Annotated in this window: 27 protein-coding genes and 1 pseudogene; 22 read left to right on the forward strand and 6 right to left on the reverse strand. The window is 71.5% G+C overall.

Translation table 11 applies throughout. From position 1 onward, the window contains the following. The first annotated feature begins 284 nt into the window (after positions 1-284). Complete coding sequence (locus tag ACRWNP_RS07695) at positions 285-1,280, forward strand: 4-hydroxy-3-methylbut-2-enyl diphosphate reductase (protein ID WP_431960259.1); 996 nt, start codon at positions 285-287, stop codon at positions 1,278-1,280. A 29-nt stretch (positions 1,281-1,309) separates the two neighbouring features. Continuing rightward, the gene (gene ppgK, locus ACRWNP_RS07700) at positions 1,310-2,053 is read left to right on the forward strand and encodes a polyphosphate--glucose phosphotransferase (protein ID WP_431960260.1); all 744 of its coding nucleotides are present in this window, start codon (positions 1,310-1,312) and stop codon (positions 2,051-2,053) included. A gap of 41 nt (positions 2,054-2,094) precedes the next feature. On the opposite strand, the gene ACRWNP_RS07705 is transcribed toward ppgK, so the two are convergent. Beyond that, positions 2,095-2,640, reverse strand: coding sequence for a DUF6542 domain-containing protein (locus ACRWNP_RS07705; protein WP_431960261.1), 546 nt, complete (start codon positions 2,638-2,640; stop codon positions 2,095-2,097). Positions 2,641-2,831: 191 nt separating this feature from the next. Here ACRWNP_RS07705 and ychF point away from each other — a divergent pair, with 191 nt between their 5' ends. From ychF to ACRWNP_RS07755, 10 genes and pseudogenes are all read left to right on the forward strand, one after another. Further along, positions 2,832-3,920, forward strand: coding sequence for a redox-regulated ATPase YchF (ychF, locus tag ACRWNP_RS07710; protein ID WP_431960263.1), 1,089 nt, complete (start codon positions 2,832-2,834; stop codon positions 3,918-3,920). 355 nt (positions 3,921-4,275) lie between these two features. Then, positions 4,276-4,485: a hypothetical protein gene (locus tag ACRWNP_RS07715; protein WP_079108494.1), complete on the forward strand. Its 210-nt coding sequence runs from the start codon at positions 4,276-4,278 to the stop codon at positions 4,483-4,485. Beyond that, entirely contained in the window at positions 4,469-4,981 is a 513-nt protein-coding gene (locus tag ACRWNP_RS07720) for a DUF6879 family protein (protein ID WP_426549301.1), read from the forward strand. The genes ACRWNP_RS07715 and ACRWNP_RS07720 overlap by 17 nt, the downstream gene beginning before the upstream one ends. Continuing rightward, positions 4,978-5,811, forward strand: coding sequence for a helix-turn-helix domain-containing protein (locus ACRWNP_RS07725; protein ID WP_431960264.1), 834 nt, complete (start codon positions 4,978-4,980; stop codon positions 5,809-5,811). Before ACRWNP_RS07720 ends, ACRWNP_RS07725 begins: the two co-directional genes overlap by 4 nt. A 1,117-nt stretch (positions 5,812-6,928) precedes the next feature. Beyond that, the gene (locus ACRWNP_RS07730) at positions 6,929-7,798 is read left to right on the forward strand and encodes an aminoglycoside phosphotransferase family protein (protein WP_431960265.1); all 870 of its coding nucleotides are present in this window, start codon (positions 6,929-6,931) and stop codon (positions 7,796-7,798) included. Between the two features lie 150 nt (positions 7,799-7,948). Continuing rightward, positions 7,949-8,668 carry a hypothetical protein gene (locus ACRWNP_RS07735; protein WP_431960266.1) on the forward strand — a complete coding sequence of 240 codons (720 nt, stop codon included), beginning with the start codon at positions 7,949-7,951 and terminating at the stop codon, positions 8,666-8,668. 344 nt (positions 8,669-9,012) lie between these two features. Continuing rightward, a pseudogene (locus ACRWNP_RS07740) lies at positions 9,013-9,210 on the forward strand (helix-turn-helix domain-containing protein); the annotation flags it as partial. 17 nt (positions 9,211-9,227) lie between these two features. Beyond that, complete coding sequence (locus tag ACRWNP_RS07745; RefSeq protein WP_431960267.1) at positions 9,228-9,392, forward strand: hypothetical protein; 165 nt, start codon at positions 9,228-9,230, stop codon at positions 9,390-9,392. After that, a complete protein-coding gene (locus ACRWNP_RS07750; RefSeq protein ID WP_431960268.1) occupies positions 9,367-9,717 on the forward strand; it encodes a hypothetical protein in 351 nt (116 codons plus the stop codon). Before ACRWNP_RS07745 ends, ACRWNP_RS07750 begins: the two co-directional genes overlap by 26 nt. After that, positions 9,714-10,559, forward strand: a complete 846-nt coding sequence (locus ACRWNP_RS07755) for a tyrosine-type recombinase/integrase (protein WP_431960269.1) — start codon at positions 9,714-9,716, stop codon at positions 10,557-10,559. The genes ACRWNP_RS07750 and ACRWNP_RS07755 overlap by 4 nt, the downstream gene beginning before the upstream one ends. Before the next feature lie 248 nt (positions 10,560-10,807). Here ACRWNP_RS07755 and ACRWNP_RS07760 read toward each other — a convergent pair whose 3' ends face one another. Both ACRWNP_RS07760 and ACRWNP_RS07765 read right to left on the reverse strand, forming a co-directional pair. After that, positions 10,808-11,200: a DNA-binding protein gene (locus ACRWNP_RS07760; RefSeq protein ID WP_431960270.1), complete on the reverse strand. Its 393-nt coding sequence runs from the start codon at positions 11,198-11,200 to the stop codon at positions 10,808-10,810. Then, complete coding sequence (locus tag ACRWNP_RS07765; RefSeq protein WP_156692568.1) at positions 11,200-11,451, reverse strand: hypothetical protein; 252 nt, start codon at positions 11,449-11,451, stop codon at positions 11,200-11,202. The genes ACRWNP_RS07760 and ACRWNP_RS07765 overlap by 1 nt, the downstream gene beginning before the upstream one ends. Positions 11,452-11,675: 224 nt before the next feature. On the opposite strand from ACRWNP_RS07765, the gene ACRWNP_RS07770 reads away from it, so the two are divergent. Beyond that, the gene (locus ACRWNP_RS07770) at positions 11,676-13,856 is read left to right on the forward strand and encodes a DEAD/DEAH box helicase (protein WP_431960271.1); all 2,181 of its coding nucleotides are present in this window, start codon (positions 11,676-11,678) and stop codon (positions 13,854-13,856) included. Between the two features lie 270 nt (positions 13,857-14,126). Then, positions 14,127-14,534 (forward strand): hypothetical protein, encoded by a 408-nt coding sequence (locus ACRWNP_RS07775; protein WP_431960272.1) that lies wholly within the window; start codon positions 14,127-14,129, stop codon positions 14,532-14,534. A gap of 16 nt (positions 14,535-14,550) precedes the next feature. On the opposite strand, the gene ACRWNP_RS07780 is transcribed toward ACRWNP_RS07775, so the two are convergent. Beyond that, positions 14,551-15,042: a hypothetical protein gene (locus tag ACRWNP_RS07780; protein ID WP_431960273.1), complete on the reverse strand. Its 492-nt coding sequence runs from the start codon at positions 15,040-15,042 to the stop codon at positions 14,551-14,553. Between the two features lie 238 nt (positions 15,043-15,280). On the opposite strand from ACRWNP_RS07780, the gene ACRWNP_RS07785 reads away from it, so the two are divergent. Further along, positions 15,281-16,351, forward strand: a complete 1,071-nt coding sequence (locus tag ACRWNP_RS07785; RefSeq protein WP_431960274.1) for a DUF4190 domain-containing protein — start codon at positions 15,281-15,283, stop codon at positions 16,349-16,351. Here the strand turns inward: ACRWNP_RS07785 and ACRWNP_RS07790 are convergent. Further along, positions 16,290-16,994 carry a response regulator gene (locus ACRWNP_RS07790; protein ID WP_431960275.1) on the reverse strand — a complete coding sequence of 235 codons (705 nt, stop codon included), beginning with the start codon at positions 16,992-16,994 and terminating at the stop codon, positions 16,290-16,292. The genes ACRWNP_RS07785 and ACRWNP_RS07790 overlap by 62 nt on opposite strands. Then, positions 16,991-18,196, reverse strand: coding sequence for a sensor histidine kinase (locus ACRWNP_RS07795; RefSeq protein WP_431960276.1), 1,206 nt, complete (start codon positions 18,194-18,196; stop codon positions 16,991-16,993). The genes ACRWNP_RS07790 and ACRWNP_RS07795 overlap by 4 nt, the downstream gene beginning before the upstream one ends. A 210-nt stretch (positions 18,197-18,406) precedes the next feature. On the opposite strand from ACRWNP_RS07795, the gene ACRWNP_RS07800 reads away from it, so the two are divergent. The 7 genes from ACRWNP_RS07800 (at position 18,407) to ACRWNP_RS07830 (ending at position 24,474) form a co-directional block, all read left to right on the forward strand. Then, the gene (locus ACRWNP_RS07800; protein WP_431960277.1) at positions 18,407-19,447 is read left to right on the forward strand and encodes a carboxymuconolactone decarboxylase family protein; all 1,041 of its coding nucleotides are present in this window, start codon (positions 18,407-18,409) and stop codon (positions 19,445-19,447) included. A 152-nt stretch (positions 19,448-19,599) separates the two neighbouring features. After that, positions 19,600-20,556, forward strand: coding sequence for a hypothetical protein (locus ACRWNP_RS07805; RefSeq protein WP_431960278.1), 957 nt, complete (start codon positions 19,600-19,602; stop codon positions 20,554-20,556). 337 nt (positions 20,557-20,893) lie between these two features. Continuing rightward, positions 20,894-22,180 (forward strand): M14 family zinc carboxypeptidase, encoded by a 1,287-nt coding sequence (locus tag ACRWNP_RS07810; RefSeq protein WP_431960279.1) that lies wholly within the window; start codon positions 20,894-20,896, stop codon positions 22,178-22,180. A 90-nt stretch (positions 22,181-22,270) separates the two neighbouring features. Continuing rightward, positions 22,271-23,026, forward strand: a complete 756-nt coding sequence (locus ACRWNP_RS07815; protein ID WP_431960280.1) for a GntR family transcriptional regulator — start codon at positions 22,271-22,273, stop codon at positions 23,024-23,026. A 224-nt stretch (positions 23,027-23,250) separates the two neighbouring features. Then, complete coding sequence (locus ACRWNP_RS07820) at positions 23,251-23,688, forward strand: RpiB/LacA/LacB family sugar-phosphate isomerase (protein WP_431960281.1); 438 nt, start codon at positions 23,251-23,253, stop codon at positions 23,686-23,688. Next, complete coding sequence (locus ACRWNP_RS07825; protein WP_431960282.1) at positions 23,685-23,852, forward strand: SPOR domain-containing protein; 168 nt, start codon at positions 23,685-23,687, stop codon at positions 23,850-23,852. Before ACRWNP_RS07820 ends, ACRWNP_RS07825 begins: the two co-directional genes overlap by 4 nt. Before the next feature lie 202 nt (positions 23,853-24,054). Further along, entirely contained in the window at positions 24,055-24,474 is a 420-nt protein-coding gene (locus tag ACRWNP_RS07830) for a (deoxy)nucleoside triphosphate pyrophosphohydrolase (protein WP_431960283.1), read from the forward strand. The last annotated feature ends 20 nt before the right edge of the window (positions 24,475-24,494 follow it).

Consider the following 24,494-nt stretch of genomic DNA (forward strand, 5'->3'; position numbering starts at 1 on the left):
CGGCACGGCTGCCCCCCGTCCGAACGCCCGCCCCGCGTCCAGGCCGGGTTCCGCGTCGGCCGCTACGGCCCCGGCTGCGGCTGCTTCAGCTGCCTGCCCCTGGCGGGCGCCGCCCTCGTGACCGGGTGGGCGGTCGCCGCCCGCCGCGCCGCACGGGGTGCGCGGCGCCGTCGCTGAGCACCGTGCCCCGTGCGCCCCGGGACGCTCCGGCACCGCCCCCGCACCCCCGCCCGGAGCACCCGGGTCAGCGGTGGGGCGCCGTCCGGGCCCCGTACGATGGGCACATGACCGCTACGACTTCCCGCCGCGTCCTGCTCGCCGCCCCGCGAGGCTACTGCGCGGGTGTGGACCGTGCCGTGATCGCCGTCGAGAAGGCCCTGGAGCAGTACGGGGCCCCCGTGTACGTCCGCCACGAGATCGTCCACAACAAGTACGTCGTGCAGACCCTGGAACGGAAGGGCGCGATCTTCGTCGAGCGGACGGAGGAGGTGCCGCCGGGGTCGATCGTGATGTTCTCCGCCCACGGCGTCGCCCCGGTCGTCCACGAGGAGGCCGCCAGGGGCCGGCTCGCCACGATCGACGCGACCTGCCCGCTGGTCACCAAGGTCCACAAGGAGGCCGTGCGGTTCGCCAATGAGGACTACGACATCCTCCTGATCGGCCACGAGGGCCACGAGGAGGTCATCGGCACCTCCGGCGAGGCCCCCGACCACATCACCCTGGTCGACGGCCCCGGCGACGTCGAGAAGGTCGAGGTCCGCGACCCCTCCAAGGTCGTCTGGCTCTCCCAGACCACCCTCTCCGTGGACGAGACCATGGAGACGGTCGACGCGCTCAAGGAGAAGTTCCCGCTGCTGGTCTCGCCGCCGAGCGACGACATCTGCTACGCCACGCAGAACCGCCAGCTCGCCGTGAAGCAGATGGGCGCCGAGGCCGAACTGGTCATCGTCGTCGGCTCGCGCAACTCCTCCAACTCCGTGCGCCTGGTCGAGGTCGCCAAGCTGGCCGGGGCCCGCGCGTCCTACCTGGTGGACTTCGCCGACGAGATCGACGAGGCGTGGCTGGAGGGCGTCTCCACGGTGGGTGTCACCTCCGGCGCCTCCGTGCCCGAGGTGCTCGTCGAACAGGTACTGGAGTGGCTGGCCGCCCGCGGCTTCGAGGACGTGGAGATCGTCAAGGCCGCCGAGGAGTCGATCACCTTCTCGCTGCCCAAGGAGCTCCGCCGGGACCTGCGCGCCGAGGCCGCCGAACTGATGCGGGGCGGCACCTCCGAGGGGTGACCGACCATGCCACGTCGTAGCGTTGGGGCATGAGCGTTTTCGGTGTGGACATCGGCGGATCGGGCATCAAGGGTGCCCCGGTCGACCTCGGGCGTGGTGACCTGGCGGAGGAGCGCTTCAAAGTGCTCACCCCCCACCCCGCGACCCCCGACGCCGTCGCGGCAAGCGTGAAACAGGTCGTCGACCACTTCGGGTGGACGGGCCCCGTCGGGGCCACGTTCCCCGGAGTGGTCACGCACGGCATGACACGCACGGCGGCCAACGTCGACAAGGGCTGGATCGACATGGACGCCGCCGGGCTCCTGTCCCAGAAGGTCGGCTGCGCGGTGACCCTGCTCAATGACGCGGACGCTGCGGGCATGGCCGAGATGGAGTACGGGGCGGGCCGCGGCCGCAAGGGCACGGTCATCGTGCTCACCCTCGGCACCGGCATCGGCAGCGCCGTCTTCATCGACGGCAACCTGCTGCCCAACACGGAGCTGGGCCACCTCGAACTGCACGGCCACGACGCCGAGACGAAGGCCTCCACCAAGGCCAAGGAGGACGAGGGCCTCACCTGGGAGCACTGGGCGAAGCGCCTGCACAAGTACCTCGCCCACGTCGAGATGCTGTTCTCGCCCGAGCTGTTCATCCTCGGCGGCGGCGTCAGCCGCAAGGCCGACAAGTTCCTCCCGCTCCTGACCGGCATCAGGGCCGAGATCGTGCCGGCCGCGCTGCAGAACAACGCGGGCATCGTCGGCGCGGGCATGGCGGCGGCCGCGGTCCGCTCCTGACCGCGGCGGCCGGCGGGACGTGGCCGGGGGACGGCGGGCGCTCAGCGGCGCCGTTCACGCATCACATAGGCCACCTTCCGCGCGGCCGCGATCACCGCGGCGCCGACCGTGCCCCCGTACAGCCAGCCCGTCTGGGTGGCGAGCCCGGTCAGCAGGCCCATCAGATGGCCCGTGAAGCCCCCGCCCTCGCCGTCGGCCGTCACGGCCAGCGCGAGGGTGAAGGCGATGGGCGCGCTGACCGGCGCCGCCGACAGGTCGTACGGCCGTACGAACCCCGCGGCAGCGAGGCAGGCCAGCAGGAAGACGACCCCGAAGAGGGTGCCGGGCTCGCCCGTGATCAGCGAGTCCGCGGCCCCGCCGGCGAGCGCGGTGAGCGTGATGAAGACGAAGGTGCCCAGTCCGGTCAGCCGGGGCTCCGTCCGCCGCAGCCGGGCCGCCCGCAGCAGCAGCGGCCCCCGGGGCAGACCGCCCCGGACGGCCGTCGCGCCCTGCGGGCGGCGCTGCGGGCGTACCGGCCGCGGCAGCGGGGAGGCGGCGGTGGGTGCACCGCTCTTCTTGTGGGGTGTGCGCGCACTGTGTTGCTCCACGCACCCAACGTAGGGGCCGAGGAGGGGGAAAACAGGGGCAGGACACGACTTTTCAGTGCCTCAGGGGGCCGCTCGGGGCGCGGGCCCTCCGGGGGCCGGTGCGTTCCGTAGACTGGTGGATCGGTCCGCCGGTCGCCCCGCCCGGGCGGGGCGGCCCATTTCACCCACATCTCGCTACGGGAAGTCGTCACGTGTCGCTCACGATCGGAATCGTCGGCCTGCCGAATGTCGGCAAGTCGACCCTGTTCAACGCCCTGACCAAGAACGACGTGCTGGCGGCCAACTACCCGTTCGCCACGATCGAGCCCAACGTCGGCGTGGTCGGCGTCCCCGACCCGCGCCTGGACAAGCTCGCCGAGATCTTCGGCTCGCAGCGCAAGCTCCCGGCGACGGTGGACTTCGTGGACATCGCCGGCATCGTCCGCGGCGCCAGCGAGGGTGCGGGCCTGGGCAACAAGTTCCTCGCGAACATCCGCGAGTCCGACGCGATCTGCCAGGTCATCCGGGCCTTCGTCGACCCGGACGTGGTCCACGTCGACGGCAAGGTGTCCCCCAAGGAGGACATCGAGACGATCAACACCGAGCTGATCCTCGCCGACCTGCAGACCATCGAGAAGGTCGTGCCGCGGCTGACCAAGGAGGCCCGCCTCCAGAAGGACAAGGCGCCGGTGCTCGCCGCCGTCCAGGAGGCGCAGCAGATCCTCGAGGAAGGCCGCACCCTGTTCTCCGCCGGCATCACCGCCGGCACGGAGAAGGGCCGGCTGCTGCACGAGCTGCACCTGCTGACCACCAAGCCCTTCCTGTACGTCTTCAACGTCGACGAGGACGAGCTGACCGACGAGGCCTTCAAGACCGAGCAGCGCGCCCTGGTCGCCCCGGCCGAGGCGATCTTCCTCAACGCCAAGATCGAGTCCGAGCTGATCGAGCTCGAGGACGACGAGGCCCTGGAACTGCTGCAGTCCATGGGCCAGGACGAGCCGGGCCTGGCCACCCTCGCCCGGGTCGGCTTCGACACCCTCGGCCTGCAGACGTACCTGACCGCGGGCCCCAAGGAGGCCCGCGCCTGGACGATCAAGAAGGGCGCCACCGCCCCCGAGGCCGCCGGTGTCATCCACACCGACTTCCAGAAGGGCTTCATCAAGGCGGAGATCGTCTCCTTCGGCGACCTGGTCGAGGCCGGCTCCATCCCCGAGGCCCGGGCGAAGGGCAAGGCCCGCATGGAGGGCAAGGACTACGTCATGCAGGACGGCGACGTGGTGGAGTTCCGCTTCAACGTGTGACGGCTGATCCTTCGACAGGTCAGAGGGAAGAAGCCCCAGGTCAGGGGCCAGATCGCAAGGTCTGGCCCCTTCTTGTTTTCTCTGCCTGATTCCGGCCTTTTCTGGGGAGCGTGCTGACTTGGTGCTGACTCTCTGGCGGTGCCCGTACCGTCACTGACCTGGTGTTCTTCCGGTTTCCGTAGGCGGCTACGGAAACGGGAGCCCCAGGGGTGCCAGGGCGTCCCTGCACGGGTCTCTTGCGACCTCTCTTTATGCAAGAACGCGCATAGTCGCGAGACCGCATAGACGGTCGTGCATGACGCCCCTACGGTCGTTGTGGGCGGCTCCGCTGGGGCCGGAGACCAGGGGGTTGCGCATGTCCGAACGTGCCGGGCTGACCCGACTGACAGGCAACGGGAACGGAGAGTGCGGGCAGGGCGACTGCCCGAACGTATACCGCACCGAGAAGGGGACGTTCGTCGTGCAGGGCGACCTGTTCGACGGCTTCGCGCCCCCGCAGGGCGAGGGCCTGGTGGAGATTCCGGAGAGCGTGTTGAGGGAGGCCGTCCGTGCTCTTGGCTGGTGAGGCGTGGCAGGCGCAGTTCCGCGACTTCCGAAAGGAGGCGTGGCGGCTGGAGACACGGCCCGTCTACCGGGTGCCACAGGAAGCCGACGAGCTCGCCCGGTTCCTCGCGGGGGAGCGGTTCCCCGGCCCGTACGAGGACGACTGGACGGCCCTGATCCGCAAGCACAAGGAGACGGGCGGCACGATCGGCCGCGTGCACATCGTGACGCGCCCGCTCTCGGACTACCTCCGCTTCGAGTTCGAGCGGTACTACCGCCATCAGGCACCTGTCGGCGAGGACATCCGCATCCTCGATGTGACGGAGCGCGAGAACCCGCTCGCCGACATCGACGACTTCTGGATGTTCGACCGCTCCACGATCGTCCTCATGAAGTACGAGGCAGACGGCACGCAAACCGAACGTGAGCTGTACAAGGGCGATCCTGCCCCATTCCTCGAATACCAGCGCATCGCCCTCGCGGAGTCGGTCCCGTTCCTGGAGTACGTAGCCGAGTGACGGTCGAGCCCGGGCAGCTGGGGCAGTCTTCCCGAGAACTCGCCGCGATGCTGCGCAACCTGCGGAAACAGGCTGGTCTCTCCGGGAACCGGCTTGCCGCGCGTTGCAACATGTCGCAGTCCAAGGTGAGCCGCATCGAGAACGGGAAGGTGCGCCCGTCCCTGGTGGACGTAGAGCGCATCCTCAGGGCCTTGGAGGCTCCGCCGGTCCTGGTGGCAGAGGTCTCCGCGCTGGCCCGCATCGCAGCCACCGAGTGGCAGGACGCACGCTCGATGCGCCGGAAGGGCCTGGACAAGAAGCAACTGGAGTTGGCCGGACTCGAAGCGGCCTCGACCGACTTCCGGTTCTTCCTGCTCTCGATGCTCACCGCCCTGCTCTCCACTCCGGAGTACATCCGGGCCAGCCTCGCCCACATCCCCGGCGACCACAGCAAGACCGTGGCGAAGAAGCTGGAGCGGCAGGAAGTCCTGTACGACCGTCGGAAGCGGTTCACCTTCCTGGTCACCGAGCAGGCCGCACGCTCCCCGTTCGTCTCCGCCGACGCCATGGCCGTACAGCTCGACCGGCTGGCTTCCCTCGCTCGACTGCCCCACGTGCGCCTCGGCGTTCTGCCCATGGGCACCCGTCTGCCGGGGTGCCCGTTGAACACCTTTACCGTCTACGACGAAGCGCTCGCGACGGTCGAGACGACAACGGGAGTGATGGTCTTCCGCGACCCGAGGGACGTCCGGATGTACCTCGACGAATTCTCCGGCTACGACGACCGCGCGCTGTTCGGGCAAGCAGCGCAAGACAGGCTGGCCGAGTGGGCGGCCGCCTTCCGCCCGTGAGCTTTAGTCCACATCGCGACTGAAGCGTGATTCCACCGCTGCCCCCGGCAAGGATTCCGTGCCACGGAAGAACGCGTGGGAAGGCGGACAGCATGCGCAGAGAGCAGACCACCATGTCCGGGCCGGTTCACCTGCCGTTGCCGACGGTCCGACCGGAACCTGTCTCCGGGTGCCGGGACTGTCTCGACCTCGCGGTGCGGCGAGTCAACGCCGTCTCGACGGGAGACCACTCGAAGGCGTCGGACGTGAACGTGTCCCTGCGGGCGCACCTGCACTCGGTGCACGGAGGTCGGTGATGACGCGGGCTGTGCTGCGGTTCGCGGAGCACCGGATCACCCAGCACCCGGGCACAGACGTGACGTTCGAGGCGGAGTGTCTGACCTACCCGTGCGGATGGTCGGCGCAGCCGTCAACGGACGGTGCGGCCGTGGACGTCGAGTGCATGAGCCACACAGGCCGTACGGGACACGTGAGCTTCCGACGCGTGTGCACGTCGTTCGCGTTGGTGGTGCGGACCGAGTGAGCCATCACGGATCCCCTGTGGTCGAACTGCTGCCCCTATTCCGAGATCCACGGAGATGAAGGTGAACCGGTCGGGTCCAGCCCGTACTGCCACCTTCCGTGGCCCAACAGTGAGCGGATGTGGCCAGCGTCGGCGGCGTGTCCGTAGAGGGCTTCGGCGCCTTCTTGGTCCCAGCCTGCTCCAGCGTCCGTGCCAAGTGGGCATGGGTGGGGCCGCTGTTGGCCTCAGCGGCCTGTCGGAACACAGATTCGGCGCCCTCAAGGTCCCCGGCGTCGAGCCGCTCCCGCCACAGATCCAACAGAGGGGACAGCTTGATCATGCGCGGATCGTAGAGGCGACGGCGAAGAGCAGGAAGAGAGCGGAGGGGGTGGGGTATGACCCCTGAAGTCCCCCCTCCCCGACCGCCTCGTCTTAGCAGCGCAGATTCCGCCACGGTTCCAGACCCGCTCTGGCCCTCAGCCGATGACTTGATAGGGGTTTTGTATCCGCAGGCCAGAGCAGTGTCGGGGCTGTATCCGTCGGCGGCCCGAGTGTATGGGAATGGAGAGTCTGCCCTTCGCTCGACGCTAGGGCTAGGTGCTAGGGTCCCTGGTGGTGATGCATGAGAACGAGGTACGGACCGACGCCGCGCTGGTGCGGCGGCTGCTGGTCCGGCAGTTCCCGCGATGGGCGGACCTGCATATCGAGGCCGTACTCTCGGCGGGCACCAGCAACGCCATCTACCGGGTCGGCAACGAGCTGGTGGTCCGCCTGCCCCGGATCAAGGACGCCGTCGAGCAGGTCGCGTTCGAGCACGACTGGCTGCCACGGCTCGCCCCCGGCCTGCCCACCGCCGTACCCGAACCGATCGCCCAGGGACAGCCGGGAGAGGGATACCCCTTTCCCTGGGCGGTCGGCCGCTGGATCGACGGGGCGCACCCTACGGAAGAGACCCGCGACGAACCCGGATTCGCCGTGGACCTCGGCGAGTTCGTCGCGGCGCTGAACACGGCCGACACCACCGGTGCGCCGAGGGGCTACCGTGGCGGGCCGCTGCATGACTGGGACCCGTTCGTCCGGGAGACGACCGCGAAGGCGGCGGACGTCATCGACTCTGATGCCGTCCTCGCCGCCTGGGAGGAGGCCCTCGCCCAGCCGGAGTGGGAGGGCCCGCCCCGCTGGGCGCACGGCGACCTCATCCCCGGCAACGTCCTGGTCGACGCGGGACGGCTCCGCGCCGTGATCGACTTCGGCACCGCTGGTACGGGCGACCCGGCGTGCGACGCCATGCCGGCGTGGACCCTGCTCTCCGCGCGGACACGGCCGGCCTTCCGTGAGACGGTCGGCTTCGACGACGCGACCTGGGCCCGCGGCCGGGGCTGGGCACTCACCTTCGTGGGCGCCATCGACTACTACCGCGTCACCAACCCCGCCATGGCGGAACTGGGACGCCGCGCCGTCGCGGAGGTCCTCGCGGAGCTGTGAGCCCCGGCCGGCCCGGCCGGTTGCTGATGCTGCTCGGGGTCCCTTTTCGGCGACGTGCGAAGTGCGGAGCTAGGTCGATGAGTCCTGCCGGAGGCGTTCATGGATGCGGAGTCGTCCCCGGCAGCTTCGGGACGGTTGAATGCTCAGGTGGTGGACTGGGCGCAGATGTACGACTGTCACGGGGATGTTGATCGCGTCCCCGAGCTCTTGGCGCGGGTCGAGCGCGAGGACGACGCAGAGGCATGGGACGAGCTGGGTTACCGGCTGGTCCTCGAGCACGACCTGGTGTTCCCCGCGAGTTTCGCCGCACTGCCGCATCTGGTGCGTCTCGCGTCGCGGAGCGCGCGGGCGCGCGGGCTGGCCGGGGCGATCGTGCGGTGCGCCGCAGGGGGCCACGGGTGCGACGATCTGCTGGCGGGCTGCGCCGACGCGATCGCGGAGTTCCGTGAGCTGCTGGATCGGCACCTGCGGTCGCGGCCGGACGACTACTTCGCGACCTTCCGTGACTTGCTCGCGGTCGAAGAGCAGTACCACTGGAGTGCGGCCTTGGGTGACTTCTCGGATGACTTCTACCAGGTCGCCTGCCCTCACTGCGCTGTCGAGGTGACGATCGCCATCGGCGGTTACGGTCGCTACTCAGCGATCCGGGACTGGAACCTGGGCGACGTGGACCGACGGGGACTACGGCCGGCGTCCCCTGAGGGCCTCTCCGGCATCGGTCGATGGATGTATGAGACTGCCGTCGGCGATGGCGAAGCCGTGCTCGCCGACGGTATCGCCCATCTCTTCGGCCATGCAGAATGCCCCCGCTGTGCCAGCGTCTTCAACATTGCGGATGAGTACGCGTCTTCCAATCGTCCCGTTATGTGAGTGGCATGTCGTGAGCGAGCGGCTCTGTTCCTGCAGCAGAGCCGCAGCCCACCCGAGGCGACAGACAGCGATCGTGTCGGGGAACTGAGGCCCGTTCGTTGAAGCGGGTAGCGACCCCGTGGGGAGAGGGCGGGGCTCCCTCTCTATGCGGCGTTGGGCGGAGTGATCAGCTCACGGCGTGCTCCCGGCTGGTTATGCAGGAACAGCCACATGCGGGCCAGCTTCTGCGACTCCTTGGCCGTGTCGGCGACGGGTGAAAACTGACCGCTGATCGGCGGATGAAACGGGACCCGCTTCGCGATCTTCTGATCATCCTGATCTTCATCGAGGGTCAGGAGGAGAGGGTGATCCGCGTGGAGGACTGGGCTGAGATCCGTCGGTTGCACCGGGCCGAGCAGATGCCGATCCGGGCGATCGCCCGGTATCTGGGGATTTCGAAGAACACGGTGAAGCGGGCGCTGGCGACCGACCGGCCGCCGGTCTACCAGCGGCCGTTGAAGGGATCGGCGGTCGACGCGGTCGAGCCGGCCATCCGCGAGCTGCGGCGCAGCGTCTGGCGGTGGGATTCGACTTGAATCCGGCCACTGTGAAGGGGTACCTGCGCGCCGCGCGGCAGCGGGGCTTCCTGACCAAGGTCGAAGGCAAGGCGGGCGGGCAGCTCACGGACAAGGCAGAGCAGACACTCAGGGGGATGAAGCGTGGCGCAGGTACTGAAGAAGTGTGACTGCCGGAACAAGGCCCGCTGCGCGCACCTGTGGACGGTCCGCTACCGGGAGCCCGGCGGGCGGAGTGGGCGCCAGCGGGAGCGCTCGTTCCCCACGAAGAAGGAGGCCGAGAACTTCGGCATCAAGGCGGAGAACGACAAGCGCGAGGGCGTCTACATCGATCACCAGCTAGGCCAGGTCTCGCTCCGCAGGTGGGCCGAGGAGTGGCTGAAGCAGCACCCCGCGAACGAGTCCACCCGGCGTAACTACCAGGGCTTTCTCTCCAACCACCTGATACCCGAGTTGGGCTCCCGGACCTCGCCGGCCTCACCGTCGCTGACGTGAAGAAGCTCCAGGCCGCCATGGCGGCCCGCGGACTGACCGCCGCCACGATCAACGACCGCATGAACATCCTGCGCAGCATGATGATGGCGGCCGTGAAGCAGCGCCGCATACCGGACAACCCCTGCGACGATGTACCGCCACTCAAGGCGGCGGGCGCCGCGCTCGACCCGGATAAGATCCCGACGCTCGCCGAGGTGTATGCCATCGCGGCTGCCATGTCCGACCAGTACCGGCTGACCGTCTGGCTCCAGGCTGGCGCTGGGCTGCGGATCAGCGAAGCGCTGGGTTTTTCGGTGGACTGCCAGCGAGACGGCTTCCTCCGGCTGCGCCGGCAGATCAGCGCCAAGGCGAACCAGGGCGACTGTGTCACCCGCTTCGTCCCGCTCAAGCACCGGACGCCCGAGGAGTTTCGAGACGTCCCCACGCCGCTCTTCCTCGACCAAGAGATCGGCTTGCACCTGAAACGCTGGGGGACTGTGCAGCTCGACGGCCTGGAGGTGCTTTTCGCCCCTCGCGAGCGGGGCAAGGGCAAGATGCCCACGGCCTCGACGTACGGCCATCACTGGGGTAAGGCGCTGAAGGCGGCTGGCGTGCTGACGCCGGACGGGAAGTCGAAGTACACGCCTCACTCCCTGCGGCACTTCTTCGCCTCCACGGCGCTCGCGAACGGCGTGCCGATCCACGAGGTGAGCCGCTGGCTCGGGCACCGCAACATCAAGACGACTGTCGACACCTATGGGCACCTCGTACCGGAGGCGTGGGACCGCTGCCGGGATGTGATGCAGCAGGCGCTGCGCCCCGGGCTTCCCCGCCAGGCGTCGGCGACCGAGCTGGCGGCGTGACGTGCTGACCGGCCGACACGGTGCTGACTTGGTGCTGACCCAGCACCCTCGTGGACGGCAGGAACCCTTGCAAATACTGGGGAGTGTGCGACTTCTTGAACGTTCCGCTTCAACGTCTGACGCTATGTCAATATCTGTGCCCGATCCGCCTGTTGGAGGGTCGGGCACAGCTGTCGCGTCCGCAGTGAGTCCTCGATCCCGCGATGCGGTGACAGCGTTTGGCTGGCGGCCGTGGCGGCGACGCGGTCTCAGACCTTGACGACCTCCACGGAAGGGCCGCACAGGAGTGTCAGATCCTCGGGGTCGGACGTGAGGACGGTGGCCGGCCGGGGTGCGTTGCGGGCGATGACGGCGAAGGCGGCATCGATGGCGTACTCGTGGCCATGGAGGTGATGAGCGCGCAGGAGCGCGGCGGCCTGGTCGGCGATCTCCTTGGTGACGTCTTGAACGTCGACGCGGGAGAGGACCCACTTGATGCGGGCCGGGTGGATGCGCTCGTAGTCGGCCTCAAGCGTGGTCATGGCGCTGGTGGCGACGCGGACGCCCTCCTCCGACGCCGCCTGGACCAGAGCCACGACGGTGCGGTCCTTGCGGTAGAGCCTCGAGAGTCCTTCGCTGTCGAGCAGGAGGGTGCCGGGCATCAGGCGGCGGCCCCGCCGGCCTGCCGGTGGTCGTGGCGCAGCAGCGCCCGGGCGGCCTCGACCTCCTCGCGGGTGAGGGCTTCGTTGTCGGTCTCGAAGTCGACGACGATCTCCCGGAGCTTGTCCATGGCGACCCGCTGTTCGAGTGCCTCGGCGACGTAGGCGGAGAAACCGCCCGGGCCGACGTGGGCGCGTACGGCCTCGGCGAGGTCTTCGGGGAGACTGATGGAGTACTTCCTGCTACCGCTCATGCTGCCGATCCTACCGGTGGTCGTAAGTTTTCGGCGGTGAAAAGCGCCGCAGGTCTTCCGCATCCCCGAGATCGCGAGAGGGTGGTCTCTGGCCTGCGGCAACGCAGGCCGGGAGCCCCCGTCCGATGGGACACCGGCATCTTGCCCGGACTGGACGGGCACCCCGTCCAGGGCCGGGGTGGGTGGTGGGAGGATGCGGGGACTGCGAGAGAGGGGCGGGACGCGTGGGGCGCGGTGAGCGGGACGCGGTCGCGAGGGGAGCGCGACTGTACGAGGCAGCGCAGGCAGTGGCCGGTGACCACGGTAGGGCGGTCGAGGCGGTGCAGGCGGCGCTGAAGCCGATTCACGAGGCTGCAGTCACGCGGGAGCTCGACGCCATCCCCGTCGCCCGGCTGCAGGACGTTACCGAAGGACGCCTGCGGCTGGGGAACGTCGAGAAGAACGGCCTTGGCACGGTGGGCCGTGTTCTCGAAGCGGGCCCGTATCGGTTGCGGCAGATTCCCGGTGTCGGGCGGCGCACTGTCGACCAGATCCTTGCCGCTGCTCGCCGCCTTTCCGAAGCGGTGCACGAGACGGTGGCGGTGCACATGGACGTGGACCGGCCGGAGCCGAGCACCACCGCGCTCGTCATGGCGCTGCACGTACTGGTGGAAGCCGGCCCGGACGCCCGGCGCGCGGTGGACCGAGCAGCGGCCCTGTCGCAACGGCTCGGCCCGTTGCTGGTCGACGCGAGGCCCGCCGCCGGGCGTTTCAGGATGCTGCTGGCCGGCCGGGAGAAGAAGGCACGTGCTCTGGCGTCGGTTGCCGAGATCCGCTCACTGGTGGACGAAGCAGAGCAGGCCGGCCTGCCTGAGCTGCTTGCCCAAGCCTCGGTGGACCTGCTGCGTGGATCTTCGTCCGAGATCGCGGCATGGGCGGACTTCGAACTCCGCTCCGCGGAGTACTACAGCCTGCTCGCCGAGATCTCCGGGCGGCTGCCGGACGCGGCAGCCGCCGAGGGGTTCCTGCCGGAGGAGATCGCCGAGCGGGTACGGACGCAACGGCTCGACGACTCGCACCGGCGGGTCTCCCTTCGCGGTTACCAGGCGTTCGGCGCGGGATTCGTCCTTGCACAGCGCAAGGTGATACTCGGCGACGAGATGGGTCTCGGGAAGACCATCCAAGCGATTGCCGTGCTGGCACACCTGGCCGCCGAGGGGCAGAGCCATTTCATGGTCGTCTGCCCGGCGAGCGTTCTCGTGAACTGGACTCGGGAGATCGAGGCCCGCAGCGCCCTTCGTGTCATGGTGCTGCACGGCCCCGACCGGCACTACGCGTTCGCCGACTGGAAGGGACGGGGCGGGGTGGGGGTGACCACGTTCGACGCACTGCGCGGATTTCCGGCGCCGCGCCGCGGGGAGGTCGGACTGCTCGTCGTCGACGAAGCGCACTCCGTGAAGAACCCGAAGACCAAACGGTCGCAGTCGGTCGCCCTGTGGACGGAGCGTTGTGAGCGCAGCCTCTTCATGACCGGAACCCCGATGGAGAACCGGGTGGTGGAGTTCCGCAACTTGGTCCAGATGCTCAATGGTGGGGTGGCGGACTCCCTCGGCGAGCGGAACGCCTTGGCAGGATCCGTCGCCTTCCGCAAGGCCGTCGCCCCGGTCTACCTGAGGCGCAACCAGGAAGACGTGCTGACGGAACTCCCGAGTCTTCAGCAGACCGATGAGTGGGGGGAGCTGAGCGCGACGGACGAGGAGGCGTACCGTGAGGCCGTGCGCGCAGGCAATTTCATGGCGATGCGCAGGGCCGCGTACATGCGCCCCGAGAAGTCGGCCAAGCTGGAGCGGCTGCGCGAGATCGTCCAGGAGGCCTGCGAGAACGGGCAGAAGACCGTGGTCTTCTCCAATTTCAAGGACGTGCTGGGCGTGGTGAAGGCGGCGCTCGCTGCGGGTCCTACTGCCGGTACCCCTATCCTTGGTCCGCTCACCGGCAGCGTCCCGGCCGGGCGACGGCAGCAGATTGTCGACGACTTCGCCGGGGTTTCGGGACCAGCGGTACTCCTGGCACAGATCCAGGCGGCCGGAGTCGGCCTCAATATGCAGGCTGCCTCCGTCGTCATCATCTGCGAACCGCAGATCAAGCCGACCATCGAACACCAGGCCGCGGCCCGGGCCCACCGCATGGGCCAGATCAGGTCGGTTCACGTGCATCGTCTTCTCGCCGTCGGGGGAGTGGACGAACGCATGGTGAAGATGCTGGAGGAGAAGACCCGCCTGTTCGATGCTTACGCCCGCCGCAGCGCCGTGGCCGAAGCCACCCCGGACGCGGTCGACGTGTCGGACACCGAACTGGCCCGCCGGATTGTCGAGGAGGAGCAGGCGCGTCTCGGTATGACGGACGGGAGGCCCACGGCATACGAGTGAGGGAGTCCTCCGGTCCGCAACCAGTCCGCAGGACACCCGTAAGCGACCGTCGGGAGCCAACGCATGAACGCGTACATGCCAGGCAGTAGTCGGTGGGTGTACGCGGGGCCGCCGCGCCGATCCGCTCCACCGCCTTCGAGCTCGTCCGGCCGATCCTGGCCGGGCTGCTGGAACGCATGACCAAGCTTCAAGCGGCTCGTAGGTCACAGCACGGCGACGGAAACCGCGCACCGGCGAGTGCCGGGGGCGTCACGGGCCACCATGACGGGCATGCGTACACGCCTCAGCACCGGAGTGCTCCTCGCGGCCGTGCTCCTCGCCGTCCCCGCCTGCGGCTCCGGCACCGACGACACCGGCGGCAAGCCCGAAGGCGGCGCCACGCCGTCCGTCGAGGCGTCCGGGTCGAAGGTGCCGGACATCAGCGAGGGCATCCCCGAGGAGCCGACCGGGGCCAGGCGCGCGGCGCTCCTGGCCGCGCTCAAGGCCGTCGACCCGGCCCTGGCCGCCGACGCGGACAAGGCCGTCGCCAACGCCCGTCAGCAGTGCGCCACCATCACCGGCGGCGGCAACGCCGTGGCCGCCGCGCAGTCACGCTTCGGCAGCGCCGACCACCAGGTCACCGAGGCGCGGGCCAAGGCCATCAACGAGGTGCTGGAGCGGACCCTCTGCACGTCCTGACCCGCCCCGTCCCGGCCTATGGGGACGGGGCGGCGGCCACCGGGTTGACGCTGTCGAAGCAGACCAGCCCCCGGGCCTTCGACAGGAAGAAGGAGCCGCTGTAGAGGTCCGCGGTGATCTCGGCGTCGAAGGAGTCGCTCCGCACCCATCGCGCGTCCGCCGGGAGGAGGGCGGCGAGCCGGTCCGGGAACACCGGCAGGCGCGCCGGGCGGAAGTCGCGGTGGGCGGTGAGCCCGGCGACCCCGCCCGCGGCGAGGGCGGCGACGCCGACCACCCGGATGTCCGAGGGACCGGGGACCGACCTCCCGTCGTTCCCGGCGACCAGGTCGTAGCCCAGCCAGTGGGCGTCGCTGAGCGGCCCCAGCAGCGGGAAACGCCGCTCCAGCGGGGCCGTGTCCGTCCGCACCGGGCCCTCGGGCACCTTGGACGGGCCGGCCTGCGGCCGGGTGGACGTGCAGGCGGTCGCCAGCGCAGCGGCTCCCGCGGCCAGTGCTGCCCGCCGTGACATCACGCGCATGTCCCTGCCCCAATGGCCCCCGCCTGTCCCGTGGTTGTCCATCATGGCGCAGATACCGCCGTCCGGTCCCGGCGGGGGTGAGCCGCGGCCGATCCGTCCTCCGGCCGCACCACGGACGCCGGCGCGTCGAGCCGGGGACCAGAGGGCAGCCGCTGACGGCGCGCGGCCCGGCCCGGGATATATTCGCGCGGCCGTTCGCCACCCCATCCGTCCCCCGAGGAGCCGTTCCGTGCAGCCTCCGCCGTATCCGTCGTACCCCCTCCAGCCGGCGCTGCCGCCCGCGCCGCAGCGGGCACCGCTGAACGGGCTCGCCGTCGCCGCGCTGGTGACCGGATTGCTGTGTGTGCTGCCGGTGGTCGGCGTCGTGCTGGGGACGATCGCGCTGATGCAGATCAAGCGGACCGGCGCGCGCGGCAAGGGCATGGCCGTGACCGGGCTGGTGCTGTCCGCCGTCGGCACGCTGCTGTGCGCGCTCGTGCTCGCCGGCGGCGCCGCCGCCTTCGTCGAGGGCTTCAAGGAGGGCGTGAGGGAAGGGGCGCGGGACGACGGCGCCTTCTCGCTGCGCCGGGGCGAGTGCTTCGACACCCCCGGCGGCGACCTGGAGGCCCCGACCGCCGACATGGACACCGTGCCCTGCGCGCGGCGCCACGCCGGAGAGGTCGTCGGGGTCTTCAGGCTGCCCGGGGCCCGGGCCTACCCGGGCGACGCGGAGCTCAAGGACCGCGTGGAGGACCGCTGCCAACGGCTGGCCGACACCTACGCCATGGACAGCTGGGCGGTGCCGGGGGACGTCAAGGTGTACTACTACGCCCCGGACCGGAAGACCTGGAAGCACGGCGACCGCGAGGTGACCTGCGTGTTCGGCAAGGAGAAGGGCACGCTCAAGGGCACGCTGCGGCAGGACGCGAGCACGCTCGACGCGCACCAGGCCGCCTACCTTGAGGCGGCCAACGCCCTCAACGAGGCGATGGCCGAGGGGCCCGAGGAGGAGTACGTCGAGGACGACCTCGAGGGATACCGGAAGTGGGCCGGCGAGGTGACGGTCGCCCTCGCCACCGAGGCCCGTGCGCTCCAGGCCCACGACTGGCCGGCCGGCGCCGAGGAACCGGTCGCCGCGCTCGTGGCGGAGGCCGGCAAGGCGCGCGCGCACTGGGCCAAGGCCGCCGCGGCGAAGGACGCGGACGCCTACTACGAGCACTACGAGGCCGCGGACGCCCACAGCGGCCACCAGGAGGCCGTCAGGGCCCGGGAGGCGCTGGGGCTGGCCACGACGGTCGCGGCGGCGAACCCTTCGGTGTGATCAGCCCGGACTCGTAGGCGTAGACGACCAGTTGGGCACGGTCTCGGGCGCCCAGTTTGGTCATCGCCCGGCTGACGTGGGTCTTGACGGTCAGCGGGCTGATGACCATCCGCCCGGCGACCTCGTCGTTGCTGAGCCCGCGCGCGACGAGCGCGAGCACCTCCCGCTCCCGGTTGGTCAGCGCCTCCAGGCCCGCGGCGTGCGTGGCGTCGGGCGGCCGCGAGACGAACTCGCTGATCAGCCTGCGGGTGATGGCGGGGGAGAGCAGGGCGTCGCCGCGCTCGGCGACATGGATGGCCTGGACGAGGTCGGCGGGTTCGGTGTCCTTCAGCAGGAAGCCGCTGGCGCCGGCGCGCAGCGCGTCGAAGACGTACTCGTCCAGGCCGTAGTTGGTGAGGATGACCACGTGCACCCCGGCAAGCCGCGGATCGGCGGCGATCAGCCGGGTCGCGCCGATCCCGTCGAGCACCGGCATCTGGACGTCGAGGAGCACCACGTCGGGCACGTGCCGCCGGGCGAGTTCGACGGCCTGCTGCCCGTCGCCCGCCTCGGCCACCACCTCGATGCCCTCCTCGGCGTCGAGGAGCGCGCGGAAACCGGCCCGCATCAGCGCCTGGTCGTCGGCGATCAGCACGCGGATCACCGCACCTCCTCCAGCGGCGCCCCGGCCGGCCCGGCGGCCGTCCTGCCGTCGGCCGCCTGCAGGGCGTCCAGGGGGAGTTCGGCCCGTACGGAGAAGCCGCCCTGGGGCCGCGGCCCGGCGCGCAGCCGTCCGCCGAGCGCGGTCACCCGTTCCCGCATCCCGGTCAGCCCGACCCCGGGCACCGGGCCCTCCCCGGGGGACGCCGTGCCGTCGTCGTCGACCTGGACGACCAGCTCCCGGTCGCCGTACTCGATGCGGACGGTGGCCCGGGACTCCGGCCCGGCGTGCCGGGTGACGTTGGTCAGCGCCTCCTGCACGATGCGGTACGCGGCCCGGTCGACCCCGTCGCCCAGCGGCCGTTCCCGCCCGGTGACCGTGACGCTGGTCGGCAGCCCGGCCGTGCGCGAGCGCACCACCAGATCCTCGATCCGGTCCAGGCCGTGGCCGCCGCCGGTGCCGCGCAGCACCTCCAGGGTCGAGCGCAGCTCCCGCATCGCCTCTCCGCTCGCCTCCTGGATCGCCAGCAGCGCGTCGGGCACCTCATCGCCGCGCTTGCGGGCCAGGTGGACGGCGACCCCGGCCTGCAGCTTGATGATCGAGATGCTGTGGGTGAGCGAGTCGTGCAACTCCCGTGCGATACGGAGCCGCTCCTCGCCGGCCCGGCGCAACGCCGCCTCCTCGCGGGTGCGTTCGGCGTCCAGCGCCCGGCGCTCCAGCTGCTCCAGGTAGGCCCGTCGGTGCCTGCCCACCACGGCCATGGCGACCGAGGCCAGGAACCAGCCGAGCAACAGCGCGGTGGACTGCGCCAACGTCGGCGCGGGCTGCCCGGAGGCGAGGTAGCCGGTGAGGAACGCCAGGGCCGACAGCTGCACCGGCAGCCGCTTCCCGCCCGCCCTGACCGCCATGTGGATCGCGACCAGCACCGGGAACGCCGCCGAAGGACCGGGGTGCACCCGCAGCGCGTACGCCAGCATGCAGCCGGTGCACAGCAGCAGCGCCGTCGCCGGCCGGCGACGGCTCCCGGCCACCGCCAGCGCGCCCACCAGGCCCAGTGCCAGGTCGAGGGCGCCGGAGGGGCGCGGCACCCCCGGCAGCAGCAGGACGTCGACGGCCAGGACGGCGCCGATCACCACGTCGAAGGCGACACCCCGCCACCCCCGCAGCCCGGCCCACTCCTGACGCCCGATCAGCGTGCCACCCATGCCCGCACCCTACGCCGCCGCGCCGGGCGGCACCTCCTCCCCGAAGACGGCTCCGCGGCTACTCCCGGCGGAGTAGTCCGGCCCGCGGCCAAGGCCCCGGCAGCAGTGGCGGCCCCCTTCCCCCGGACGACGACCGCAGGGCCCCCGGTCGGCCACGATCGACCCGTCGAGACACCACCGTCCACGAGCCGTCAGCGAGGAGGCCAGGCCATGGCCACGCCCTTCCGTCTCACCACTCCCGCGCCGCCCGGCGAGGCCACCGGCCGGACCGCCGAGGTCTACGCCCAGCTCGCGGGCGACTTCGGCATCGGCCACGCGCCCACCTTCGTCGCGCTGTCGGCCGCCCCCGACCTGCTGGCGGCGACCTGGGCGGTGCTGCGCGAGTCGCTGCTCGCCGGGCGCGTGCCGCGTACCGACAAGGAGCTCGTCGCCCTGGGGGTGTCGGCGGCGAACCGCTGCCCCTTCTGCGTGGACGCGCACACCGTCCTGCTGCACGCCACCGGTGACCACCGCCTCGCCGAGACGGTCGCCCGCGGGGGCACGCCGGGCGACCCCGCCCAGGCCGCCCTGCTCGCCTGGGGCGGGGCGACCGCGACCCCCGGCGCGCCGGCGGCCGCGGCACACCCCTTCGGCCCGCGGGACGCGCCGGAGTTCGTCGGCACCGCGCTCGCTTTCCACTTCGTCAACCGGATGGTGTCCGCCCTGCTGACCGAGGACCTGCTCCCCGGCGGGCTGCAACGGCTGCGCCTGGTACGCAGCGTCGGCGGCCGGGCCCTGGCCCGTACCGTCCGCAGGCCGCTGCCGCCCGGGGCCAGCCTGCCACTGCTGCGCGGCCCGGCGGGGCCCGCGCCCAAGTGGGCCGCGAACGCCCCGGTGGGCACCGCCTTCGCCGCGCTGCGGCGGGCCGCCGCCATGGGCGGACGGCGGCTCGGTGACACGGCCCGGGAGGCGGTCGTGGCCGCCGTCGACGCCTGGGACGGCACGCCCGCGCCACTCGGTGGCGACCCCACCGCCGCGCCACTCGCCGCGGTGCCTTCCGCCGAACGCCCCGGCGCCCGGCTGGCGCTGCTCGCCGCCCTCGCCCCGTACCGGATCACCGAGGCGGACGCGGAGGCCTGGCGGATCGCCGATCCCGACCCGTACGACGCCGATCTGGTGCGGGTGCTGGCCTTCGGCGCCATGACCGCGGTGAGCCGGATCGAGACCTCGCTCCACGAGCCTTCGCCTCGCCCCAGGTTGACAGCCCATTGACAGAGCCACGACGATGCGTGGTGCCGCTGGGGCCGATGAGCCCCGTGTGCACTTCGACCACTCGCCCGGTGACGCCTCGGCCTGCTCACGAACGGGGAGAGCTGCCGTCAGCCGCGCCCGCCGGGCCACGCAACGCCAAGATTGGGTTCTGCATGTCCATATCGCGACGTGTCACCGTCGGACGGCTGCTGGGCGTGAGCGCCGCGGCCGTCGCCCTCACCGCCGTGGGGGCCACCTCCGCCTGGGCCGGCGACTGCCCGGGCGGCAAGGGCTGGGACCGCGGCGGCCACCACGGCTACGAGCCCGGCCAGGGCGGCGGCACCAAGACCTCCACCGACCGCTGCGAGTTCTCGCTCGACGGCACGGCCTGGTACCCGTCGGTCAAGGTCGACGACGTCAACCTCAAGCCGGGCGAGGACGGCAAGGTCCACGTCAAGGTCCGGGTCGCGGACGGCTCCTCGTCCTGCACCGTGTCCCTCGCCTCGTACCGCACCCACGGCGCCACTTTCCAGACCTCCGGCAAGCAGGTGTTCCACGACTGGGACACCGTGAAGATCACCACCGGCACGGGCACCGACACGCTCGACGTCGCCGTGCCGGACGTCACCTGCTTCGCGCAGGTCGACCTGTACTACGGCAACAAGAAGTACGACGGCGTCCTGGACGCCAACGACGGCTACGAGCACGGCGACCTGCCCGAGGGCCCGAACCACGCGGTCATCGGCGACAAGAAGATCGCCTGGTGGAACGGCGGCACGAAGGACTGCACCACGCAGACCGTCCCGAACACCCCCGCCGACTCCACCCCGACCACCCCCGCCGGTGACGAGACCACCCCGGCCGGCGGCGAGGAGACCACCCCCGCCGCGACCGAGACCCCGTCGGCCACCGCCTCGGCGTCGGCCTCGGCGTCGGCTTCGGCGTCCGCCTCGGCCTCCGAGTCCGTCGAGGCCGCGACTTCCGAGTCCCCCAACGGCGGCTCGGGCGACCTCGCCGAGACCGGCAGCGGCAACGTGGGCATGCTCTCGGCCGCCGCGGCCGTGCTGCTGGCCGCCGGTGGCGGTGTGGTCCTCGCGACCCGTCGCCGTCAGGCCGCCCGCCGGCACTGACACCCGCCGAGCGGAGGAGGGGTACGACTGCGTCAGCAGTCGTACCCCTCCGTCATGCCGGGTCCGACAGCCGCCTGACGCGCTTGATGCCCTGCCGTAACACGGCACTCCCCGGCCTTCGCGGGAGGAGTTGCCGAATCGTCCGAGCAGCCCACCACGAGGACGACCCTCCGTCTTGCGACGCACCGCACCTGGGGCCGCCTCCCAGCGGAGCCGGGGGAACCGCCGGGCCCGCCCTTCGGTCGGCCGGAGCTACTTTGACGACAGGGCCTAGCCCCCGCTCCGTACGGATTGGAACAATCCGAACCTGACCGTAGGGACGGATGCGGGGGGCTGCATGACATCTCCGGGGGACACCGCCGTCGGCGAGCGCTATCCGACCGTGGACGAGGTCGCCGCGGCGGCCAGGGCACTGGCGCTGCGCCGGCCCGACGTCTGCCGGCTGCGGACGGTGGGTCTGTCCCGGGCCGGGGAGCCGCTGCTGCTGCTCTCGGTCGGGCACGGGTCGCGCAACGTCCTGGTGGTGGCCGGCCCGCACGCCAACGAGATGGTCGGCGGCGCCACCGTGCTGCTGCTGGCCGGGCGGGTCGCCGCCGACCCCGTGCTGCGCGACGGCGCCGACGCCGCCTGGCACTTCCTGCTCTGCGCGGACCCGGACGGCGCGCGGCTCAACGAGGCCGTTCCCGACGGCCGGTTCACCATGCTCGGCCACTACCGGCACTTCTTCCGGCCGCGCGCCGCCGAGCAGCCCGAGTGGCTGCCGGACGACGGCACGCTGGACGGGGCGCTGCCCGAGACCCGCGCGCTGATCGGGGTCATCGACGAACTGCGACCGGTGCTGCAGTGCTCGTTGCACGGCATCGACGTGGGGGGCACCTTCATCCAGGTGACCCGGGACATCCCGCGGCTCGCGGAGCGGATCGCCAAGTCCGCCGCCGAGTTCGACATCCCCCTGGAGGCGGGTTCCTCCGACGCCTTCCACTGGCCGAGCCCCGGACCGGGGGTGTACGTGCTGCCGCCGCCCGGCGGCCCGCGCGAGGACGCCTCCAACTCCACGTGGACGTACGCCCACCGGTACGGCGGCGTCACCGCGATCGCCGAGGTGCCCATGTGGGCGTGCGACCGCGCCGCCGACACCTCGCCGCATCCGGGCGCCGACGGCGCGCTGCGCACGGCGGGGGAGGCGCTGCGCCGGTCCAGCCTGCTGGTCGGCGGCCTCGTCGGGCAGGTGCGGCCGCACCTGCCCGGGGACGGCGGGCCGTTGCTGCGCGCGGCGCGGGAGATCGTCGCGGTCGGCCCGGCGCTCGCCGCGGACTGGGACCCGGCCCTGCGCACCGCGGCCGCGCCGCCGCTGCCCGCGATGACCCGGGCCCGGGTCAGCAGCGTCGAGATCTACGCGCAGCGACTGCCGCTGCGCGCCGCCGCGATGCTGCTGCGGGTGGTCCGTACCGTGGAACAGGCACCCGCTCCGCTGGTGGCGGTGCGGCAGCTGCTGGAGGGGCTGGTGGCGGACTGGTGCGAGGCGTACGAGACGGCGCACCGGGCCCGCTGGATCCCGGTGCGCCACCAGGCGGAGCAGCACGCCCGGGTGGTGCTCGCGGCCTTCGATCTGCTGCCCGGGTGACACGACACGGGTAAAGCCTTGCGGAAGGCTTGCGGGTGGCAACCCTGAGTTGTCAAGCTGTTGCGCACAGTCAACCCGAGGGAGGGGCACGTGCCTTTCGGTGAGCAGCCCGCGTACCTGCGCGTCGCCGAGGATCTCCGCCGGAAGATCCTCGACGGCAGCCTCCCTCCGCACACCCGCCTGCCCTCGCAGGCCCGCATCCGGGCGGAGTACGGGGTGTCGGACACCGTCGCCCTGGAAGCCCGCAAGGTGCTGATGGCCGAGGGCTTCGTCGAGGGCCGCTCCGGCTCGGGGACGTACGTGCGCGAACGCCCCGACCCGCGGCTGGTCGTGCGCACGGGCTACCGGCCGGGCAGCGGCCAGGCGACGCCGTTCCGGCAGGAGCAGGCCGACGAGGGCTTCAAGGGCACCTGGGAGGCCGGCAGCTTCCAGGACTCGGCGAACGCGCGTATCGCCGAGCGGCTGGGCATCAAGCCCGGCGACCGGGTCATGCGCACGCGCTACCTCTACCGGACGGAGGGCGAGCCGATGATGCTCGCCACCTCCTGGGAGCCGCTGTCGGTGACCGGGCGCTCGCCCGTCCTGCTGCCGGAGGAGGGCCCGTTGGCCGGCCAGGGCGTGGTGGAGCGGATGGCCGCGCTCGAGATCGTGGTCGACAACGTGGCCGAGGACGTCGGCGCGCGGCCGGGCCTGGCGGAGGAGACCGCGGTGCTGGGCGGGGTGCCCGGGCACGTGGTCATCGAGATCCGCAGGACGTACTACGCCTCCGGGCTGCCCGTCGAGACCGCGGACATCGTCATCCCGGCCGACCGCTACCGGGTGTCGTACCGGATGCCCGTGAAGTGACCCCGCCCGCGCGCCGGGGGCCCGCGAGCGCGCTGGTGGGCGGCGTGGTCATGCGGCGCGGGAGGTGCGCGGTCCACGGCGGGCGGCGCCGGGGCGCACGCCGATGCGCGGAGAGCGCGGACAAGCGCCCTTTCTGAGTCAACTCCCAATCGAACATGGCCCGATCGTGTCGAATGCTGCCCGAACGTGTCCGGCGCGTCACGTTCGGGCGTAGGCTCCGGCATATGCGCATCGCCGTTTCCTCGGACATGGACGAGCCGGTCGCGCGGCTGGTCGTCGACGAACTGCGCCGCCGCGGGCACACCGTGAGCACCCACGGTGCCCTGCGCGCCGGCGACCGCAAGGACTGGGCCTGGAGCGCGGAGAGCGCCGCGCGGGACCTCGCGGAGGGCCGCGCCGATCAGGCCGTCGTGTGCTGCTGGACGGGCACGGGGGCCTCCATCGCCGCCAACAAGGTGCCCGGCGTCCGCGCCGCGCTCTGCGTCGACGCGTACTCCGCGGACGGCGCCCGCAAGTGGAACGACGCCAACGCCCTCGCCCTGAGCCTGCGTCTGACCAGTGAGCCCCTGCTCCGGGAGATCCTCGACGCCTGGTTCGCCGGCGCCCCGAGCGGTGAGGACGACGACCGGGCCAACGTGGCGCACCTGGAGGAGATCCGATGAGTGAGCTGGTCTGGGTCGTCATACGCCAGGACGACAACGGCAACCGCTACCGGGTCGGCCGCTACGCCACCCGGCGGGAGGCCGAACGCGTCGCCGACACCCTCGACGCGCGCGGCCACAAGCAGCTCTACCTCGTCGAGCGGATCGACCGGCGCGCGTCCTAGGCGTGTCGTCGCATGAGCGCCGGCCGCCCGGAGGGCGGGCCCCGCGGTGTCTGGTGCGGTGCATCGCAAGGCGGAGAGTCGTCCTCGTAGTGGGCTACTCGGACGATTCGACAACGCAGCCAGGTGCCGTGCCAGGCGCCGCGGGGCAGGCGGGCATGTGACGACACGCCCTGGCCGGTCCGCCACGGATAGGGTGCCGCCCATGACGACGCGTGACGTGACGGTGGTGGTCGGCGCCGCTGTGCTCGACCAGGGCAGGCTGCTCGCGGCGCGGCGCAGCGCGCCGCCGGAGCTGGCGGGGCGGTGGGAACTGCCCGGCGGGAAGCTCGAACCCGGGGAGACGGCGCCGCAGGCGCTGATCCGGGAGCTCCGCGAGGAACTGGGCGTGGAGGCCGAGGCGCTGGAGAGGGTTCCCGGCGAATGGCCGCTGAAGCCCGGCTACGTCCTGCAGGTGTGGACCGCCCGCATCCTGTCCGGGGAGCCCCGGCCCCTGGAGGACCACGACGAGCTGCGCTGGCTCACCCCCGACCGCCTGGGCGAGGTCGACTGGCTCGACCAGGACCGCCCCGCGGCCGCCTGGGCGGCAGCCCGGGCCGCCACCCAGGGCCCCACTTCGGGCTGACCGCCCCGCACCACCCGGGA

Origin of the sequence: Actinacidiphila sp. bgisy160, from assembly GCF_965342435.1 — a bacterium.
Lineage (GTDB): Bacteria > Actinomycetota > Actinomycetes > Streptomycetales > Streptomycetaceae > Actinacidiphila.

Coding starts and splice junctions, on each gene's coding strand:
- ACRWNP_RS07695 (WP_431960259.1), top strand. CDS start 285: ATGACCGCTACGACTTCCCGCCGCGTCCTGCTCGCCGCCCCGCGAGGC.
- ppgK (WP_431960260.1), top strand. CDS start 1,310: ATGAGCGTTTTCGGTGTGGACATCGGCGGATCGGGCATCAAGGGTGCC.
- ACRWNP_RS07715 (WP_079108494.1), top strand. CDS start 4,276: ATGTCCGAACGTGCCGGGCTGACCCGACTGACAGGCAACGGGAACGGA.
- ACRWNP_RS07760 (WP_431960270.1), bottom strand. CDS start 11,200: ATGCCCGGCACCCTCCTGCTCGACAGCGAAGGACTCTCGAGGCTCTAC.
- ACRWNP_RS07765 (WP_156692568.1), bottom strand. CDS start 11,451: ATGAGCGGTAGCAGGAAGTACTCCATCAGTCTCCCCGAAGACCTCGCC.
- ACRWNP_RS07775 (WP_431960272.1), top strand. CDS start 14,127: ATGCGTACACGCCTCAGCACCGGAGTGCTCCTCGCGGCCGTGCTCCTC.
- ACRWNP_RS07780 (WP_431960273.1), bottom strand. CDS start 15,042: ATGTCACGGCGGGCAGCACTGGCCGCGGGAGCCGCTGCGCTGGCGACC.
- ACRWNP_RS07795 (WP_431960276.1), bottom strand. CDS start 18,196: ATGGGTGGCACGCTGATCGGGCGTCAGGAGTGGGCCGGGCTGCGGGGG.
- ACRWNP_RS07800 (WP_431960277.1), top strand. CDS start 18,407: ATGGCCACGCCCTTCCGTCTCACCACTCCCGCGCCGCCCGGCGAGGCC.
- ACRWNP_RS07805 (WP_431960278.1), top strand. CDS start 19,600: ATGTCCATATCGCGACGTGTCACCGTCGGACGGCTGCTGGGCGTGAGC.
- ACRWNP_RS07810 (WP_431960279.1), top strand. CDS start 20,894: ATGACATCTCCGGGGGACACCGCCGTCGGCGAGCGCTATCCGACCGTG.
- ACRWNP_RS07820 (WP_431960281.1), top strand. CDS start 23,251: ATGCGCATCGCCGTTTCCTCGGACATGGACGAGCCGGTCGCGCGGCTG.
- ACRWNP_RS07825 (WP_431960282.1), top strand. CDS start 23,685: ATGAGTGAGCTGGTCTGGGTCGTCATACGCCAGGACGACAACGGCAAC.
- ACRWNP_RS07830 (WP_431960283.1), top strand. CDS start 24,055: ATGACGACGCGTGACGTGACGGTGGTGGTCGGCGCCGCTGTGCTCGAC.